Source organism: Polynucleobacter sp. P1-05-14, assembly GCF_018881675.1.
Taxonomy (GTDB): Bacteria; Pseudomonadota; Gammaproteobacteria; order Burkholderiales; family Burkholderiaceae; genus Polynucleobacter.
In genome coordinates this window covers 24,214-42,529 of record NZ_JACVPV010000029.1, presented here as the reverse complement: position 1 = coordinate 42,529, position 18,316 = coordinate 24,214, and the positions used below count along the sequence as shown (strand labels likewise).

17 protein-coding genes and 1 tRNA gene are annotated in these 18,316 nt (G+C 46.7%); 13 read left to right on the top strand and 5 right to left on the bottom strand.

Features of this window, described 5'->3' with window-relative positions:
- Positions 1 to 15: 15 nt before the first annotated feature.
- Positions 16 to 92 (top strand) — tRNA-Pro (locus tag ICN37_RS08705).
- A 567-nt stretch (positions 93 to 659) separates the two neighbouring features.
- The gene (locus ICN37_RS08700; protein ID WP_216156754.1) at positions 660 to 944 is read left to right on the top strand and encodes an H-NS family nucleoid-associated regulatory protein; all 285 of its coding nucleotides are present in this window, start codon (positions 660 to 662) and stop codon (positions 942 to 944) included.
- An 83-nt stretch (positions 945 to 1,027) separates the two neighbouring features.
- Here the strand turns inward: ICN37_RS08700 and ICN37_RS08695 are convergent, their stop codons facing one another.
- On the bottom strand, positions 1,028 to 1,726 hold the full coding sequence (locus tag ICN37_RS08695) for an excisionase family DNA-binding protein (protein ID WP_216156751.1): 699 nt from the start codon (positions 1,724 to 1,726) through the stop codon (positions 1,028 to 1,030).
- 299 nt (positions 1,727 to 2,025) lie between these two features.
- On the opposite strand from ICN37_RS08695, the gene ICN37_RS08690 reads away from it, so the two are divergent.
- From ICN37_RS08690 to bamC, 9 genes are all read left to right on the top strand, one after another.
- Positions 2,026 to 4,881, top strand: coding sequence for a 2-oxoglutarate dehydrogenase E1 component (locus tag ICN37_RS08690; RefSeq protein ID WP_216156748.1), 2,856 nt, complete (start codon positions 2,026 to 2,028; stop codon positions 4,879 to 4,881).
- Between the two features lie 48 nt (positions 4,882 to 4,929).
- Positions 4,930 to 6,138, top strand: coding sequence for a 2-oxoglutarate dehydrogenase complex dihydrolipoyllysine-residue succinyltransferase (gene odhB / locus ICN37_RS08685; RefSeq protein WP_215321986.1), 1,209 nt, complete (start codon positions 4,930 to 4,932; stop codon positions 6,136 to 6,138).
- Positions 6,139 to 6,150: 12 nt separating this feature from the next.
- Positions 6,151 to 7,587 (top strand): dihydrolipoyl dehydrogenase, encoded by a 1,437-nt coding sequence (gene lpdA, locus ICN37_RS08680; RefSeq protein ID WP_216156745.1) that lies wholly within the window; start codon positions 6,151 to 6,153, stop codon positions 7,585 to 7,587.
- Positions 7,588 to 8,691, top strand: a complete 1,104-nt coding sequence (gene zapE / locus ICN37_RS08675) for a cell division protein ZapE (RefSeq protein WP_215321988.1) — start codon at positions 7,588 to 7,590, stop codon at positions 8,689 to 8,691. It begins immediately after the preceding gene.
- Between the two features lie 9 nt (positions 8,692 to 8,700).
- Entirely contained in the window at positions 8,701 to 9,552 is an 852-nt protein-coding gene (locus tag ICN37_RS08670; RefSeq protein WP_216156743.1) for a 3',5'-nucleoside bisphosphate phosphatase, read from the top strand.
- A 53-nt stretch (positions 9,553 to 9,605) separates the two neighbouring features.
- On the top strand, positions 9,606 to 10,808 hold the full coding sequence (locus tag ICN37_RS08665; RefSeq protein WP_215321990.1) for a tryptophan--tRNA ligase: 1,203 nt from the start codon (positions 9,606 to 9,608) through the stop codon (positions 10,806 to 10,808).
- 9 nt (positions 10,809 to 10,817) lie between these two features.
- A complete protein-coding gene (locus tag ICN37_RS08660) occupies positions 10,818 to 11,381 on the top strand; it encodes a bifunctional 2-polyprenyl-6-hydroxyphenol methylase/3-demethylubiquinol 3-O-methyltransferase UbiG (protein ID WP_255538505.1) in 564 nt (187 codons plus the stop codon).
- Between the two features lie 77 nt (positions 11,382 to 11,458).
- A complete protein-coding gene (gene dapA, locus ICN37_RS08655) occupies positions 11,459 to 12,331 on the top strand; it encodes a 4-hydroxy-tetrahydrodipicolinate synthase (RefSeq protein WP_216157665.1) in 873 nt (290 codons plus the stop codon).
- A complete protein-coding gene (bamC, locus tag ICN37_RS08650) occupies positions 12,328 to 13,476 on the top strand; it encodes an outer membrane protein assembly factor BamC (RefSeq protein ID WP_215321992.1) in 1,149 nt (382 codons plus the stop codon). The genes dapA and bamC overlap by 4 nt, the downstream gene beginning before the upstream one ends.
- Positions 13,477 to 13,537: 61 nt before the next feature.
- Here the strand turns inward: bamC and ICN37_RS08645 are convergent, their stop codons facing one another.
- Positions 13,538 to 13,726: a hypothetical protein gene (locus tag ICN37_RS08645; RefSeq protein WP_216156736.1), complete on the bottom strand. Its 189-nt coding sequence runs from the start codon at positions 13,724 to 13,726 to the stop codon at positions 13,538 to 13,540.
- Between the two features lie 110 nt (positions 13,727 to 13,836).
- On the bottom strand, positions 13,837 to 15,069 hold the full coding sequence (locus ICN37_RS08640) for a cupin domain-containing protein (protein WP_216156733.1): 1,233 nt from the start codon (positions 15,067 to 15,069) through the stop codon (positions 13,837 to 13,839).
- Between the two features lie 54 nt (positions 15,070 to 15,123).
- Here ICN37_RS08640 and ICN37_RS08635 point away from each other — a divergent pair, with 54 nt between their 5' ends.
- A complete protein-coding gene (locus tag ICN37_RS08635) occupies positions 15,124 to 15,723 on the top strand; it encodes a peptidylprolyl isomerase (RefSeq protein WP_216156730.1) in 600 nt (199 codons plus the stop codon).
- A gap of 96 nt (positions 15,724 to 15,819) precedes the next feature.
- Here ICN37_RS08635 and cysE read toward each other — a convergent pair whose 3' ends face one another.
- Both cysE and ICN37_RS08625 read right to left on the bottom strand, forming a co-directional pair.
- The gene (gene cysE / locus ICN37_RS08630; protein WP_215322000.1) at positions 15,820 to 16,584 is read right to left on the bottom strand and encodes a serine O-acetyltransferase; all 765 of its coding nucleotides are present in this window, start codon (positions 16,582 to 16,584) and stop codon (positions 15,820 to 15,822) included.
- A 23-nt stretch (positions 16,585 to 16,607) separates the two neighbouring features.
- A complete protein-coding gene (locus ICN37_RS08625) occupies positions 16,608 to 17,369 on the bottom strand; it encodes an RNA methyltransferase (RefSeq protein WP_251368543.1) in 762 nt (253 codons plus the stop codon).
- A 130-nt stretch (positions 17,370 to 17,499) separates the two neighbouring features.
- Between ICN37_RS08625 and ICN37_RS08620 the strand changes: the two genes are divergently transcribed.
- A complete protein-coding gene (locus ICN37_RS08620) occupies positions 17,500 to 18,288 on the top strand; it encodes an inositol monophosphatase family protein (RefSeq protein WP_215322002.1) in 789 nt (262 codons plus the stop codon).
- Positions 18,289 to 18,316: the final 28 nt, after the last annotated feature.

Here is an 18,316-nt window from a genome sequence, read left to right as displayed (position 1 = left end):
AATTTTGTCTTTCGTCGGGGCGTAGCGCAGCCTGGTAGCGTACATGCATGGGGTGCATGTGGTCGGAGGTTCAAATCCTCTCGCCCCGACCATATTCTATATGCCTCTGAAGTCAATCTAAAATCCTTATTTTGTGGGATATTTTCGCTTGGTGACACTTTTGCATTAAATGAAAGATCTAGTTTTAGCCAAGAATTAGTTCAGGGTTCGATTTATGGTTTGTGAAATAGTCTAAAAGCATCAATGGTGCCTTTAAATGTCCAATTGCTATGGGTTTCTATTAGACAGCCATAAAGGCGTCTAGTGCCCTCTAGGGGGGGGCGGGGGATGGACCAAATGATTTAAGACCCCAGGGGTATCGAGACGTAGTGCAAACAGTTCGATTGGCATTTTTTTGAACGTGTGTATGTTCTGCATACATGTATCTTAACTGCTAAATCTAGCGGTACATTTATGCTTAGAAAATCAAGTGCACCATAATTAAGCATAGTATTTATAAAGATTATGTCATTATTAACATTTATTGACTTAACACTAATGAATAAGGGTTAATAAATCGAATAATATATTGGCTAATTGTTTATTTATGTATAATCAATTTCTAATGCAGCATTTAAATGCCGCATAAAACAACTTATTATTCGGAGAGTGAAAACAATATGACTTCTTATAAAGAGCTTTTAGCCCAACGCGAACAGTTGGATAAACAGATTAAAGATGCAATTGCCCACGAAAAGGCAGATGGTATCGCCAAAGCAAAGGCGATAATTGAGCAATACGGTTTAACTGCATCAGACTTATTTAGCCGTAAAGCGGGCGGAAAGAGTTCTGGCGGTAAGGTAGCGCCCAAATACCGCAATCCCTCCACAGGTGATACTTGGACTGGCCGAGGCAAAGCGCCAAAGTGGATTGAGGGCAGGGATCGTAGCAGCTATTTGATCTAAGCTATTGTTTTAATTCAGTTTTAGTTAAAAAGGCCGCTTATAGCAGCCTTTTGCTTTATACCTTTCCTTTCTCTGACGGGGCTTTAGATGCACTTTCTCGCCAGGGCTTCTAGAAAGAGAGGTTCCAAGAGCTCATGTCTTGAACCTTGGTTCCATCCATCCCGTGCCTCTGGGTTAGTCGCTGGATAGCCAATAATGAGCGGATTAAGGTCAATTAAGCCGTTTTCAAGCTCCTTTTTGATGCTTTCGCTCAAGGGATGTTTGCCGCCAGAATTTTCATCTGCCAGTGCAACAACACCAGGGTGGAGTTTTATAAAACCTTCATCTACTAGAATAGGTATACGCTGTGTGTCCCTGTTTTTACTAAGATAATGAATTAAATGAACTTGCTCTACTGGAGGTATAAGGGCATCCAGGAAAATAAGGTCTGGGGCTATAGAAACAGCTTTCATTAAACCTTCTAGGCTATCTACCGCCATTTCCATCTCCACCTTAAGTTGCCAATCAGCAATAGCTTCTATTAACTCATGGCCATTTTCAGAGCGCCTAAATATCCCCATGGCCACACAGTTTTGAGTGGTCTTTTGCCGCATTGCCCGTTTTCTGCGTTGTAACTGCTGCTCCAGTGAGCTGGCCAATATCCGACGGTGTCCTCCCCGTGTCTTCCAGGCAATGAGTTCACCCAATTCCACCATTTTCTGAACAGTGCCCAAGGAAACCTGTAAAACCTTGGCGCTTTGGCGGGTGCTGAGATATTCCGTTTCTGGGGTAATTGATTTCATATTTCCCTTAATTTCATTTAATTGTTTGAAGATTTAGAGAATAAAAATCAAAATCATTTGAATCTGTCGGCAATCCTTTAAATCAAGGTAGGAAAATTCTTATTAATTGCCCTAAATAGGGAGATACCCCAAAAACTCCTTAAATCAGGGAAAGCCCTTTATGTATCAATGGTCATTCGTGTTAAATTACTGTCGTAGTATCGGTATTTGCACAGATCAATTCGTGAAGCGGTATAGCCGCAGAGCGGATGGTTTTAACCACAGTTTTTAATCGGGAAACCCGATGAAAGGTGAGCATCATGATGCAGGATCAAAGAGATAACTCCTATCTCTTCGGCGGAAACGCCCCTTACGTAGAGGAACTCTACGAATCCTACTTGCACGATCCAGCTTCCGTAGCTGATCATTGGCGAGATTATTTCGATAATGTGAAACAGGTGCCAGCGGTTGACGGTTCATCTCGAACTGACATTGCCCATGGACCGATTGTTGCTTCATTTGCTGAGCGCGCTAAGCAAGGTCCAATTAGAACGATTTCTGATTCGGCTGACTCAGAGATGGGCCGCAAACGCGTTGCTGTTCAGCAGTTAATTGCCGCGTATCGTAACGTTGGCAATCGCTGGGCAAACTTAGATCCATTAAAGCGGACAGAGCGCCAGGACATTCCTGAGTTAGATCCCGCTTTCTATGGCTTTACTGATGGCGATATGGATATCGTCTTCAATACAAGTAATACATTCTTCGGTAAGAACGAAATGTCTTTGCGCGACTTGCTCCAGGCATTGCGCGAGACCTACTGCGGCACGATTGGTGTCGAATTCATGTTTATTGCCGACCAGAAGATTAAGAAGTGGTGGCAAGAAAAATTAGAGTCCATTCGCTCAACTCCGCAATTTAATGTGGACGAGAAGCGTCAAATCTTGGACCGCGTTACTGCTGCTGAAGGCCTAGAGCGCTACCTCCAGGCTAAGTATGTTGGTCAAAAGCGCTTCTCCCTTGAGGGTGGCGAGAGTTTTATTGCCTGTATGGATGAGTTGATTCGTGACTCAGGCAATAAAGGTATTCAAGAGATCGTGATTGGTATGGCCCACCGTGGTCGTCTCAACGTATTGGTTAATACTTTGGGCAAGATGCCTAAAGACTTGTTTGCTGAGTTTGAGCACAAGGGTCCAGAGACATTGCCTGCTGGTGACGTTAAATACCATCAAGGTTTTTCAAGCGATATTTCTACTCCCGGAGGTCCAGTCCACTTGTCATTGGCATTTAACCCATCCCATTTAGAAATCGTGAACCCGGTAGTTGAGGGTTCTGCGCGTGCTCGTATGGAGCGTCGTGGCGATATGTTGGGTGAGCAAGTGATGCCAGTATTGGTTCACGGTGATGCTGCGATTGCAGGCCAGGGCGTAATGCAAGAAACATTAGCGATGTCAGAAGTTCGTGGCTATTCCACTGGCGGCACAATGCACATCGTTATTAATAACCAAATCGGTTTCACAACATCCGATCCGCGCGACTTGCGTTCAAGCTTGTATTGCACCGACATCATGAAGATTGTGGATGCACCGGTTTTGCACGTAAACGGTGATGATCCTGAAGCAGTAGTGTTGGCGACTAAGTTGGCTGTTGAGTTCCGCATGAAGTTCCATAAGGACGTTGCGGTTGACATCATCTGCTTCCGTAAATTGGGCCACAACGAGCAAGACACTCCTGCAATGACTCAGCCTTTGATGTACAAAATCATTGCTGCGCACCCTGGCACACGTAAGCTCTACGCTGACAAATTAGAAACTCAAGGCGTATTGCCTGCTGGTACTGGCGACCTCATGGTTAAAGAGTACCGCGCTGCAATGGATGAAGGCAAACAAACTTCTGATCCAGTGTTGAGCAACTTCAAAGGCAAGTTTGCAGTGGATTGGTCTCCGTTCTTGAATAAGAAGTGGACCGATGAAGCTGATACAGCGATTCCATTAACAGAGTGGAAGCGTTTGGCTGAGAAGATTTCTTCTATTCCTGAAGGTTTTAAGGCCCATCCATTGGTTGCTAAGGTATATAACGACCGCGCTGCCATGGGTCGTGGTGAGGTGAACGTGGATTGGGGTATGGGTGAGCATATGGCTTTCGCATCCCTGGTTGCTAGTGGTTACCCAGTGCGTTTATCTGGTGAAGATAGTGGACGCGGCACCTTTACCCACCGTCATGCTGTATTGCATGAGCAAAACCGTGAGAAGTGGGATACCGGTACTTATGTCGCTCTTCAGCACGTCACCAAAGATCAAGCGCCATTTGTAGTGATTGACTCAATTCTTTCTGAAGAGGCTGTTTTGGGTTTTGAATACGGCTATGCCGCTGCAGAACCAAACACCTTAACAATTTGGGAAGCGCAATTCGGTGACTTCGCTAACGGCGCTCAAGTGGTTATTGACCAGTTCATCGCTTCTGGTGAAGTGAAGTGGGGTCGTGCAAACGGCTTAGTCATGATGTTGCCACACGGTTATGAAGGCCAAGGCCCAGAGCATTCCTCTGCACGTCTTGAGCGTTTCATGCAGTTGTGTGCTGATACCAATATGCAAGTGATTCAGCCGACTACCGCAGGGCAAATCTTCCACGTGTTGCGTCGTCAGATGATTCGTCAGTTCCGCAAGCCGCTGATCTTGATGACTCCTAAATCATTGTTGCGTAACAAAGAGGCTGCATCACCTTTATCTGAATTTACTAAAGGCGGTTTCCAAACCATCATTGGTGAGCGTGATGACTCTATCGATGCAAAGCAAGTTACCCGCTTAGTCATGTGTTCTGGCAAGGTCTATTACGACTTGGTTAAGCAGCGCGCTGAGAAGAAGATTGCTGATGTAGCGATCATTCGCTTAGAGCAGTTGTATCCATTCCCGCACAAAGCCTTGACTGCTGAGATGAAGAAATATCCGAAATTGGAAGACGTGGTGTGGTGTCAAGACGAGCCGCAAAACCAAGGTGCTTGGTTCTTTGTCCAGCACAACATCTTGGAAAACATGTCTGATGGTATGAAGTTGGGTTATGCGGGCCGTCCTGCATCAGCATCACCAGCTTGTGGTTATGCCCATCTCCACCAAGAACAGCAGAAGTCTTTACTGAATGCGGCATTTGCCAAACTCAAAGGTTACGTGATCACGAAATAATCGTCTTCATAACTCAACATACACACATACATACAAACAGGATTAATCATGGCTATTTTCGAAGTTAAAGTTCCACAACTCTCCGAGTCAGTTGCTGAAGCAACTTTGTTGCAATGGAAAAAGAAGGTTGGCGACGCTGTAGGTCAAGACGAGATCTTGATCGAAATCGAAACAGACAAAGTTGTTCTCGAAGTTCCAGCGCCTTCCGCTGGTGTTTTGACAGAAATCGTTGTTGCTGACGGTGGTACCGTTGTTGCCGAGCAATTGATTGCAAAGATCGACAGCACTGCAGTTGCCGCTGCTGCTCCTGCAGCCGCCGCACCTGCTCCAGCTGCTGCTCCTGCAGCAGCACCAGCAAAAGCAGCCGCTCCCGCTGCTAAAGCTGGCGCAGCTGCCGCTCCTTCAGCTGCAAAAATTCTTGCTGAGAAAAATATTGATGCTGGTCAAGTTGCCGGTTCTGGTCGTGATGGTCGTATCACCAAAGGTGATGCATTGAATGCTTCTGCAGGCGGCGCTAAATCTGCTGCATTACCAAGCGCACCGGTTCCAATGGGCGATCGCCCAGAAGAGCGTGTACCAATGAGCCGTTTGCGTGCTCGTATTGCTGAGCGTTTGCTTGAGTCCCAAGCTAACAACGCCATCTTGACTACATTCAATGAAGTCAACATGGCTCCAGTAATTGCTATGCGCAATAAGTACAAAGATCAGTTTGAAAAAGTTCATGGTGTGAAGTTGGGCTTCATGTCTTTCTTCGTTAAAGCAGCTACACATGCTTTGAAGAAATTCCCACTCTTGAATGCATCTGTTGATGGCAATGACATCGTTTACCACGGTTACTTTGATATTGGTATCGCAGTAAGCTCACCACGTGGCTTAGTAGTTCCGATTTTGCGTGACGTTGACCAAATGAATTTGGCTGACATTGAGAAGAAAATTGCCGAGTTCGGTGCCAAGGCTCGCGATGGAAAATTGTCGATTGAAGAGTTGACTGGCGGCACATTCTCCATCTCTAACGGCGGCGTATTCGGATCAATGTTGTCTACTCCGATCATTAACCCGCCACAATCTGCTATTTTGGGTATTCATGCAACTAAAGATCGTGCTGTTGTTGAAAACGGTCAAGTAGTTGTTCGTCCAATCAACTATCTTGCTTTGTCATATGATCACCGCATCATTGACGGCCGTGAGGCTGTGCTTGGTTTGGTTGCTATGAAGGATGCGTTAGAAGATCCTTCACGTCTTCTCCTTGATTTGTAAGAGGGGAAGATAATGAGCCAAGTATTTGACGTAGTGGTTATTGGTGGTGGCCCTGGTGGCTACATCGCCGCAATTCGTGCAGCACAACTCGGGTTTAAGGTTGCCTGTGCTGAATCTAGTTCCTACGATGATCCTAAAGGTGAAACACGTTTGGGTGGTACCTGCTTAAATGTTGGTTGTATTCCCTCTAAGGCGCTGTTGGCGTCTTCGGAAGAGTTTGAAAAGATCAGCCATCATGCTGCAGATCATGGCATTAAAGTGGGTGCAGTAAGTATCGACTCTAAAAAGATGATCGCCCGTAAAGACGATATCGTTACCAAAATGACGGGTGGTATTCAGTACCTGTTCCGTAAAAACAAAATCACATTGTTAAAAGGCCATGCTTCGTTCGAAGGTAAGGGCGCCGATGGATATCAAGTGAAGATTGACGGCAAAGATAAAGAAACGGTTACCGCAAAGAATGTCATTATTGCTACCGGCTCTAAAGCGCGTCACCTCCCTGGTGTCGCTGTAGATAACGTCTTGATCTGCGATAACGAAGGTGCACTCAAGTTTGACTCCGCCCCTAAGAAATTAGGTGTAATTGGTGCTGGTGTAATCGGCCTGGAGTTGGGCTCTGTATGGCGCCGTCTTGGTGCTGAAGTGACCGTGCTTGAAGCGATGCCTTCATTCTTGGGTGCTTGTGATATCGGTATTGCTAAAGAAGCTCAGAAGCTCTTTGCTAAGCAAGGCTTAGATATTCATACTGGCGTGAAGATTGGCGATGTTAAGGCTGACAAGAAAGGTGTAGTGGTTAATTACACCGATAGCGCTGGTAAGGCTGCTAAGTTGGAATGTGAGCGCTTAATTGTTTCAGTTGGTCGTGTACCTAACACGGACAAATTGGGTTTAGATAAGATTGGCCTTAAAGTGGATGAGCGTGGCTTCATTCCAATTGATGATCACACTTGTGCTACTGAAGCGCCTGGCGTTTACGCGGTTGGTGATGTAGTACGCGGCCCTATGTTGGCACACAAAGCAGAAGATGAAGGTGTCTTGGTTGCTGAAGTGATTGCTGGCCAAAAACCCCATATCGATTACAACTGCATTCCTTGGGTGATCTATACCGATCCTGAAATTGCTTGGGTTGGTAAAACTGAACAAGCACTCAAAGAGGCAGGCATTGCTTATAAAGTAGGTCAGTTCCCTTTTGCTGCTAATGGCCGTGCATTAGGCATGGGCCGCGCTGATGGTTTCATTAAGGTCTTAGCTGATGCCAAGACTGATGAAATTCTTGGCGTACATATTATTGGCGCCAATGCTTCAGACTTGATTGCTGAAGCAGCGGTTGCAATGGAATTTAAAGCAGCAGCAGAAGATATTGCTCGTATCTGTCATGCACATCCAAGTTTGTCTGAAGTGATGCGCGAAGCAGCGTTGGCGACAGATTCACGTGCATTAAATATGTAATTGAAAACCATTGAGTTTTACCAACAAGAGTTAAAGACGCGCGGGTATCAGAGTGATCCCGCGCAGCTTCGCGCTGTAGAGCGTCTTCAGGAATGTGAAGATCAATGGATTGCTTATAAAGAAATCCGTAGCAATACCTTAAAGAAAAAGATATTTAAACCAACGCTCCCTCGTGGCATTTACTTATGGGGCGGGGTAGGTCGTGGCAAATCTTTCTTAATGGATTGCTTTTATGCAGCCTCACCATTAGAAAAGAAAATCCGCATTCATTTCCATGAGTTCATGCGTGAAGTCCATCGCGAACTCCATGAGTTATCGGGTTTATCAGATCCGCTGGACGAGCTGGCTAAGCGTATTTCAAATCGCTATCGTCTTATTTGCTTTGATGAGTTTCACATCAACGACATCGCTGATGCGATGATTCTCTATCGCTTACTAAGCGCACTCTTTGTCGATCGCGTGCAGTTTGTGATGACATCAAACTATCGTCCAGATCAGCTTTATCCGAATGGTTTACATCGAGATCGATTGATTCCTGCTATTAAGCTGTTGGAAGAAAAGCTAGATGTCTTGAATGTAGATGCAGGTAATGATTACCGTCGGGTTCAAATGGCGCAGGTCGAGGCTTATCTCACTCCGGTCAATGCAGAAACACAAGCAACGCTCGGTCAAATGTTTCAAACCTTAATTGGCAATCAAAAAGAGGCGCGTAATCCAGTCCTCAATATTGAGTCCCGTGAGTTACGACCGCTTCACATGGCGGACGGTGTAGTTTGGTTCGACTTTAAAACTTTGTGCTGTGGCCCACGCTCACAAAACGATTATCTAGAGATTGCTAACCAGTTTCATACTGTGATTTTGTCTGGGGTGCCCTATATGCCCCCAAGAATGACAAATGAAGCCCGCCGCTTTATTTGGCTAATCGACGTCTTGTATGACCACAAGATTAAGTTAATCATGTCTGCTGAGGTCCCGGCCCCAGATTTATACACTGAGGGCCAAATTACGGCTGAATTCTCTCGAACCGTGTCCCGTTTGATTGAGATGCAGTCTCGTGACTACCTAGATGCACCGCGCCGGGTAATTGATACCAGCTTGACCTAAAATAGGCTTATGAGCTGCTTTTCACCAATAAACGCCGACTTGCATTGCCATTCAGTGATTTCTGATGGCACATTGACGCCTGAACAGTTAGCAGAGCGTGCAAAAGCCAATGGAGTGCATTTGTGGGCACTAACCGATCATGATGAATTGGGCGGTCAGAAACGTGCGCGAGAGGCTGCTAGTGCACTAAAGATCGACTACCTTGCTGGCGTAGAAATTTCCGTTACTTGGATGGGTGAGACGATTCATATTGTTGGCCTTGGAATTGATGCTGAGCATGCTCGCATCATCGAAGGACTTCGCCGCACACGTGATGGCCGAGGTAATCGCGCCAAACTCATGGCCGAACAATTACTCAAAGCAGGTATACCTGGGGCTTATGAAGGCGCACTGCATTTCGCAGGTAATCATGACTTGATTTCAAGAACACACTTTGCGCGTTTCTTAGTAGAGCAGGGTGTATGCCGCAATACCGAACATGTATTTAAAAATTATTTAATTGAAGGTAAGCCGGGATATATACCTCATCAGTGGGCTACTCTAGATCACGCTGTTAGCTGGATTAAATCAGCAGGTGGTGTAGCGGTGATTGCCCATCCTGGACGCTACAGTAGACTCAATGCCATGCAAATGGACGAGCTCTATAAACACTTTAAGGATATTGGTGGCCTAGCGATAGAGGTAATTACTGGTAGCCATAGTCCGGACCAGTACAAAACCTTTGCAAAAATTGCACAGCAATATGGCTTTTTAGCCTCGCGTGGCTCCGATTTTCATGATCCAAGCGAGAGTCATATTGATTTAGGAAATTTGCCACACTTACCAGACCATCTGACTCCAGTATGGTCTGCCTTTCATTAAACGATAGATTCATTAAATCCATCATTACTTAACCACTTAGAAAAAGAATACAGATGTTTGCTGAACGCGTTCTCTCTGGCATGCGACCAACCGGTAGCCTGCACTTGGGTCACTACCATGGTGTTTTAAAGAACTGGGTGCGCTTGCAGTCTGAGTATCCATGCTTTTTCTTTGTAGCAGATTGGCATGCGTTAACCACTCACTACGAAACTCCAGACGTGATTGAGCAGTCTGTATGGGAAATGGTGATTGATTGGTTGGCAACAGGCGTGGATCCAAATCAGGCGACCTTGTTTATTCAAAGCAAAGTGCCTGAGCATGCCGAGCTTTTTCTATTGCTTTCTATGGGAACCCCATTGGGCTGGCTTGAGCGGGTGCCCACCTACAAAGATCAAATCGAGAAACTCAAGGAAAAAGATCTCCAAACTTATGGTTTCTTAGGTTATCCATTGCTACAGGCGGCCGATATATTGATGTATCGCGCCCAGTTGGTGCCGGTAGGTGAAGATCAGGTGCCACACGTAGAGATGACTCGTGAAGTGGCGCGCCGCTTTAATTACTTATACGGACGCGAGCCCGGCTTTGAAGAAAAAGCCTTAGAGGCAGTTAAAAAATTAGGCAGCAAACGCGCCAAGATGTATGCGGAATTACGAGTGGCATTTCAAGAGCGTGGTGATGATGAGGCGTTGGAGCAAGCTAAAGCATTGCTGCAAGAAGCGCAGAGTTTATCGATGGCTGATCGCGAAAGACTCTTTGGCTTTTTAGAAGGTGCCCGCAAAATTATTCTGCCTGAGCCACAAGCGCTTCTCACAACGGCATCACGTATGCCTGGTATCGATGGTCAGAAGATGTCTAAGTCTTACGGCAATACCATCAGCATTCGCGAAAATCCCGAAGATGTGACTAAAAAGATTCGTACGATGCCAACGGATCCAGCGCGTGTCCGAAGAACCGACGCCGGAGATCCAGCACGTTGCCCTGTATGGCAACTGCATACTGTTTACTCCAATGAGGAAACAAAACAATGGGTTGATAAGGGTTGTAAATCTGCTGGTATTGGATGTCTCGAGTGCAAGCAGCCGGTAATTGATTCAATTTTGGCTGAGCAGCAACCGATGTTTGAACGTGCACAGAAGTATTTGGATGATCCTAGTTTGCTGCGTTCCATCATTGCCGATGGTTGCGATAAAGCACGCAAGGTTGCTCAAGAAACCATGCGTGAGGTTCGCGAAGCAATGGGCCTTGCTTACGATTGAGCCTTGATCTTGCCTAGCCCGCACGATGCCATTTTGAATGCCTCTCCTTGGGTAAGGAGGTTTGGGCCCCTCATAGCAAAAGGCGGGGTGGTGCTGGATTTAGCTTGCGGATCAGGTCGGCATTCTGAATTCCTAGCCAACATGGGTCATGATGTCCTAGCGGTTGATCAAGATGTCACAGCGGTAGGTTCTGTTGGGAACCCTTTAATCACTCCAAAGAATCTCAATCTTGAACAGGCTGATTGGCCTCTGATTGGTTCGGAGTTCATTGCGATCGTAGTGACAAACTACCTCTATCGACCGCACTTAGACCAATTACCCAAAATGCTGCAAAAGGGTGGTGTTTTGATCTACGAAACCTTTGCCCTGGGAAATGGGGAATTTGGTAAGCCATCCAACCCTAATTTCCTGCTAAATCCAGGGGAATTACTCGCTTTTGCCTCTTGTCATGGTCTTAAGGTAGTGGCTTATGAGGATATTTATGTAGATCAACCCAAACCAGCTATGGTTCAGCGCCTGTGCGCGGTAAAAGGTGAGCTAAAACAGCGCATTCCGTTACAATTTCAGGGTTAAGACAGCTAAAAATCGGTGCATATTCGGTGACAAATACAGCTCATTCCAAAGGTAGCAAAAAGCCCATCGCTGGCAGCATGCCGGCTATCGTGACTCCCATGTTCGAAGATGGCAGCTTGGATTACGCTAGCTTGCGTTCATTGTTGGATTGGCATGTGTCTGAAGGTACTGACGGCATTGTGATTGTTGGCACTAGCGGTGAGTCTCCAACAGTTTCTGTTGAAGAGCATTGCGAGCTCATTCGCGTGACAGTCGAGCAAATTGCCGGACGTATTCCAGTGATTGCTGGTACCGGCGGTAACTCTACGATTGAAGCGATTGAGTTAACCAAATTTGCTAAGCAGGTTGGCGCGGATGCCAGCTTGCAGGTAGTACCGTATTACAACAAGCCAACCCAAGATGGTATGTTTGCGCACTTTAAAAAGATTGCAGAGTCGGTGGATTTGCCAGTGATTTTGTATAACGTTCCCGGTAGAACGGTTGCTGATTTGGCTGGTGATACTGTGGTTCGTTTAGCGGGTGTGCCAGGCATCATCGGTATTAAAGAGGCAACAGGCAGCTTAGAACGTGGCACCTTATTGATCAATGATCTCAAGCGTGCCGGCCATCAAGACTTCTCCGTATTTTCTGGCGATGATCTCACGGCCGCCATGCTCATGTTGATGGGCGGTAAAGGTAATATTTCTGTCACGGCTAATATTGCTCCACGCTTGATGCATGAGCTCTGCGTAGCCGCTATGTCAGATGATGTGAAAAGAACCCGTGAAATTCAATATCAATTGATTGCAGTTCATAAGGCCATGTTCACAGAGGCCAACCCAATCCCCGTGAAGTGGGCATTGCATGAGATGGGCAAGATTACTGCTGGCATTCGTTTGCCATTAACACCTTTAAGCATTTCTTTGCGTGAGCCTTTGAAGGCAGCGTTAAAACAGGCCAACCTATTATGATGAATTTGCTCTCACTATACCGTCGATATTTTTCGATTCTGGCTTTAATCGTTATCGCTTCTGCCGCGTTGACTGCCTGTAAATCAGTTACTAGTAACGATACCGTTGACTATAAGAGTGCAGGCGCTGTGCGCGGCCCTAATTTGTCATACCCTCCTGACTTGATCACGGCACAGGCTGATCGACGCTACATCGTTCAGGATGGCGCAGCGACGATGTCCGAATACAATGCCGCAGTGAAGAAATCAACGCAGTTGCGCAGCAACGTCATGACAGGTATTCCTGGTATGCGAATTGCGCGTGATGGTGAGCGTCGTTGGTTGGTTGTTGAAAAACCAGCCCCTGAGCTCTACCCACAAGTAAAAGATTTTTGGCAAGAAAATGGTTTCTTGTTAGTGGTAGATTCTCCATCAACCGGCATTATGGAAACCGACTGGGCAGAAAATCGGGCGAAGATTGCGCAAGATTGGATTCGCTCAACGATTGGTGGTGCAATCGACTCTATTTATGACACTGGTGAACGCGATAAATACAAAACTCGTCTTGAGGTATCCAAGCCAGGCGAGACAGAAATCTACATTACTCAACGCGGTGCGATTGAGAAATGTACAACCGACACAACAGGCGCTTGTTTATCTACCATTTGGACCGCTCGTCCAAATGATCCTGAGTTAGAGGCCGCATTCCTGGCTCGTTTGATGGAGCGCTTAGGCATGACGCAAGAGCAGGCTAAAGCAATGGTAGCAGTGCCTCTTGGCCCTAAAACGCCTAAAGCGAAGTTTGTTCAGGAGGGCACTAACCAAGCCTATATCGAGCTCAGTGCTGGCTTTGATCGCTCTTGGCGTGATGTTGGATTGGCTCTGGATCGCTCTAACTTCACGGTTGAGGATCGGAATCGCTCAAGTGGTGTTTACTATGTTCGTTACGTGAATCCTAAAGACTTGGGCGATACCAAGGGCTTCTTCTCCAACCTCTTTAGCAGTAAAGATGAGTCTGGTATGAAGGCCAAAAAATATCAGGTGCTAGTGAAGAGTACTGGTGAGAATTCTGCGAATGTCTATGTACAGGGCGCGGATGGCAAACCAGAAAATACGCCCGCTGGTTATCAGTTGCTGACTTTGTTAACGGAGCAACTAACAAAGTAGTAGATTTTTAAAGGAAATAAAAAAGCCGCTTTTCAGCGGCTTTTTTTCTTCATGAAGAAGATTACTTCTTAGCATCAGCAGCAGGAGCAGCTGGAGCAGCAGCAGGAGCAGCTGGAGCAGCAGCAGGAGCTTCAGCAGCAGGAGCAGCTGGAGCAGCAGCAGGAGCTTCAGCAGGTTTTGCTTCTTCTTTTTTACCACAAGCGGCCAAGGCGATTGCAAACATTGCAGCGATAACGAGTGACTTCTTCATTTGTAAATTCCTTTAAAAAAATTAATAACAATTACCGGTAATTGTTCTCTGGATATACCGAGGGATTGCCCCTAAGTAGTTTCCAGCAATAATTATATCCATCTCCGCCTTCAGTGCTCAAAAACCAACCAGCCGGCTAAATAAGCCTCATAAAGGCTAGATTGATCAAGCTGTTTTAGCCTGCCTGCCCTCAGCTCTTTATGGGCAGAGAGGGTTTGCCAGGCCGCAAGAATATCTGGAGCTTGTCCCTGGGTCATGGATTCTCCATTGCAATATACCTGTTCCCCAAGGCTCAGAATACGGGTTTGCGGGTGAGGTAGAAGTTTGCTGGATCGAAGCTTTCTAAGAAATTCTTGGGGCTTCAGGGGCTTATCGGGGGTATCAAACAGAGCCTGTTGTTTAGGTTCCGAAAGGTAGGCGGTAATACCGGGCAGAAACCCATCAATTTGGTCTAGTTTCAGCTCTTTGAGTTTTGAGCCTAGTTGTTTGATGAGCTCTTCCGGCAATTGCTCTGCACTATGAGTTGCGCCCTGTTTAGGGTCTGCAAACTTGCTCTCTAGCGCGGGAATATCCTCCAAAGATTCTGCTAGGCGCCACAAACCTTCTTGCAGTAATTCTTTAAAGCTGGGGGAGCGAAATCCAACAGACCATGTTTGGCAACCCGCATCTAGTGCAATGCCATCATGAGCAACATGCGGTGGTAAATACAGCATATCGCCAGGCTCCAAAGTCCACTCTTGTTCGGGCTTAAAGTTGCGCAGAATTTTTAGCGGTAGATTAGGGTTGAGACTCAGATCTTTTTGTTCTGAAATTTTCCACCGCCTTCTGCCAGACATTTGAATTAGGAAGACGTCGTAAGAATCAAAGTGGGGCCCAACGCCGCCTCCAATGCCAGCAATGCTAATCATTAAGTCATCTAAGCGAGCATCGGGAATAAAGCGGAACCAAGACAGAATTTTTGTAGCTGCTGGATGATGTGCCTCCATTCCTTGAAGCAATAAAGTCCAGTCGGGTTTGTCGATCGATGGAATGGCCTTTTTAGAAAACGGTCCGCTATCAAAGCTCCATGGATTAGATTTAACCAAGCGCGCCTCTACCTCATCTTGCAGGGCAAATTTGAGTAACTCTTTGGTGGGAATTGGGCTATCCAGGGGCTCACCATTCCTAGCTGAAAGGGCAAATGCCGGAATCGCCCCGCGGATGAGAAGGGGCTTTTTATGCCAATGCCGCGCCATGAACTGGTCTGGGCTAATACCCCCAAATAAGGCCCAGGGCTCCTCTAAAGGGAGCTTTGATGGAGCCTGAGGCGGCTCATAGGGTTTGCTCAAGTAAAATGCGGTCATAAAGTAAAAAGCTGTTTAGAAACTGATTAAAAACGAATGTTCGACAAATTCCGCATGAAGATTGAAAAAAATACCATCGTATCCCTTCGCTATAAGTTAACCGATGCGCAAAACAATGTCATCGAGGAGCCCGATTCTCCGATGGTATACCTGCACGGAGGTTATGAAGGTACTTTTCCTAAAATTGAGAATCTGCTTGATGGCCAAGATATTGGTTATGAGGCAACGATTCAGCTTGAGCCTAATGAAGCTTTTGGTGAATATGATCCTGAGTTGTTAAAAACCGAGCCACGTACCCGTTTCCCTGAGCCGTTAGAAGTGGGGATGCAGTTTGAAGGCGTTCCTGATGCAGATGAGGACGCGACTGTAGATGATTCTGAAGATGGTGAACCTTTAATCTATACCGTTACGGATGTTGCAGACAGTCAAGTGGTATTAGATGGCAATCATCCGTTAGCAGGCATGGCATTACGTTTTTGGGTTCAAGTGGAAGATGTTCGCGCAGCTACTGATGATGAAATTGAAAATCGTCATCCAGAGGGCGGCGAAAGTTTTTCATTTGGGATGCCTAATGATGAGGGCGATGATGAAGATGAAGAATTTCCAGGCGGCGCATTAGGTGGTGATAGCACGGGCCCACGTACGCTACATTAATTAAAACCAAGTTTGAATAAAGAAAGGAATAGCATGCTATTCCTTTTTCTTTGCATCATTTCTTCTGCATGACCCCCAATGGGTAACCGCAAATCACTACTCCCTTAGCCACTGTTTAATAGCATCAAGGTCGCGTTTGGTATCGCTAGAGCCTTCAGCATCAGGGCCAGTAGGCGTGTTACTTAACTTGGCTAAAGCCTGCTCTAGCGCTGCAATCTTGGCTTCCTGTTCGATCGTGGCATCGATCAAACCTTTGAGCGCCATTGATACAGGATCATCTACATTCGGCGTCACTCCATAAGCAGAAAAATATTCCTTTGTTTTGCTATCAGGACTTTGCGGTAAATCTGGATGCAGGATGCGCGCAGGAATACCAACCGCAGTCGCACCTGCAGGAATTTCTTTTAGAACCACGGCATTGGATCCAACGCGTGCGCCATCACCCACAGTAAATCCGCCGAGAACTTTTGCGCCCGCACTGACCACAACACCTTTACCAAGGGTGGGGTGGCGCTTAACGCCTTTATAAAGCGAAGTACCGCCCAAGGTAACGCCTTGATAAATCGTGCAGTCATCACCAATTTCTGTGGTCTCACCAATCACAATACCGAGTCCATGATCCAAAAATACTCGGCGACCAATCTTTGCACCAGGATGAATTTCTATCCCAGTGAAAAAACGCGCAAACATGGACAACACACGGGCAAGCCATTTCAGACCAAGATTCCACAGAAAATGGGAGATGCGATGCAGCCAAACTGCGTGCAAGCCTTGATAGCAAGTGATGACCTCGAGACGATTCCGGGCTGCTGGGTCTCTGGCAATGATGGAGTCGACTTGGTCGAATAGGGGATATGACATAGCTTGATTTTAACGGGATGCGCTTATTTTCTCAGGAGCATCTGTTTTGCAATGCCGCGCAGCAGATCAATCTCTTCTTTATGAAGGCGGCTACGGGCAAATAGCGCTTGAATACGGGGCATCAGTTTCTTGGGGTTGGTTGGGTCTAAATAGCCAATGGCCTCCAGACCTTGGCGCCAATGTTCCACCATGGCTGCAATAGCTGCAGGATCTGCAAAATCAGCCATTTCTTCCCGGCCCGCTAAGGCATTACGCACGCCTGTATGCTGGCTGAGTGTTTCCCTGAGGGTGTAGGCGCAGACCATGATTGCCTGGGCCAAGTTAAGAGACGGGTAGTCTGGATTGGCATCTAACCAGACTCTATGGGTGCATAAGGCCAAATGATCGTTATCCAAGCCAGTTCTTTCGGGACCAAAGAGCAGGGCAACCTTTCCTTCTGCTGATGTCGCATCGGCTATTAAGGTCCGAGCGGCCTCCCAGTCTAAGGCTGGCGGGCCAAACTCTCGATCACGGCTGGTTAGGCCTAAAACTAGTGAGCAACCCTCTACGACGGAGGTTAATGAACTGCTTTCTGAGGAGCGCTCAAGGATATCTACCGCACCGCTGGCTAAAGCAATGGCATCCGCATTGACTGATACGTCTTTGATCTTGGGATTAATAAGGCGCAGGTCGCTAAAGCCCATAGTTTTAAGGGCGCGAGCAGCAGAACCCACGTTTCCTGGGTGACTGGTTTCGACTAAAACCCAGCGTAGTAGTTCAGATTTGTCGATATTCATCAATGCCATTGGGGGTGTTTATAGGGGGTAATGGATGCTAATCGTTTAGAATCAGACTGTTAGCTTCGTATTGTCATGCAATTTTCTTTTTGCAGGCATTACAAGGAGCTTGTTCTTATTTAATTTGTCCATCAATACTATGCATCCCATGTTAAATGTGGCCGTCAAGGCCGCCCGTCGCGCTGGAACGGTCATTAATCGTGCTTCTTTGAATTTAGAGCGATTGCAAGTTGACCGTAAGCAACACAACGATTTCGTCACCGAGGTGGACAAAGCCGCAGAAGCGGCCATCATTGAAACGCTGAGCGAGGCCTATCCAACCCATGGATTTTTGGCTGAAGAAACAGGCGAACACAATGCGGATGCAGAAAACGTTTGGATCATCGATCCGCTAGATGGCACAACCAATTTCATTCACGGCTTTCCGCAGTATGCGGTTTCGATTGCGCTGGCAGTGAATGGCGTGATTCAACAAGCCGTTGTTTACGACCCAACTCGTGATGAGTTATTTACCGCTACCCGTGGTGCGGGCGCGTATTTGGATCGTCGGCGTTTGCGTGTAGCCACGCAAGATCGCTTGGCAAATTCTTTGCTCGGTACCGGATTTCCGTATCGTGAAGACCAGGACTTAGAAAAGTATTTAAAGATTTTTGCTGAAATGTCACGTCAATGCGCGGGCTTACGTCGCCCAGGCGCTGCATCATTGGATTTGGCTTATGTAGCAGCTGGTCGTTACGATGGATTTTTTGAGAGCGATCTCAAACCATGGGACATGGCCGCCGGTGCTTTGCTAATCACTGAAGCGGGCGGGCTGATTGGTAACTATCGTGGTGAAGAAGGCTTTCTGAAAAGCGGTGAAGTGATGGCTGCCAATCCACGTATCTTTGCACAAATGGTGCAGTCACTCTCTAAATACTCAGCGTCTTAATTCAATCTCTCAACCCGAGAAGTCAGTA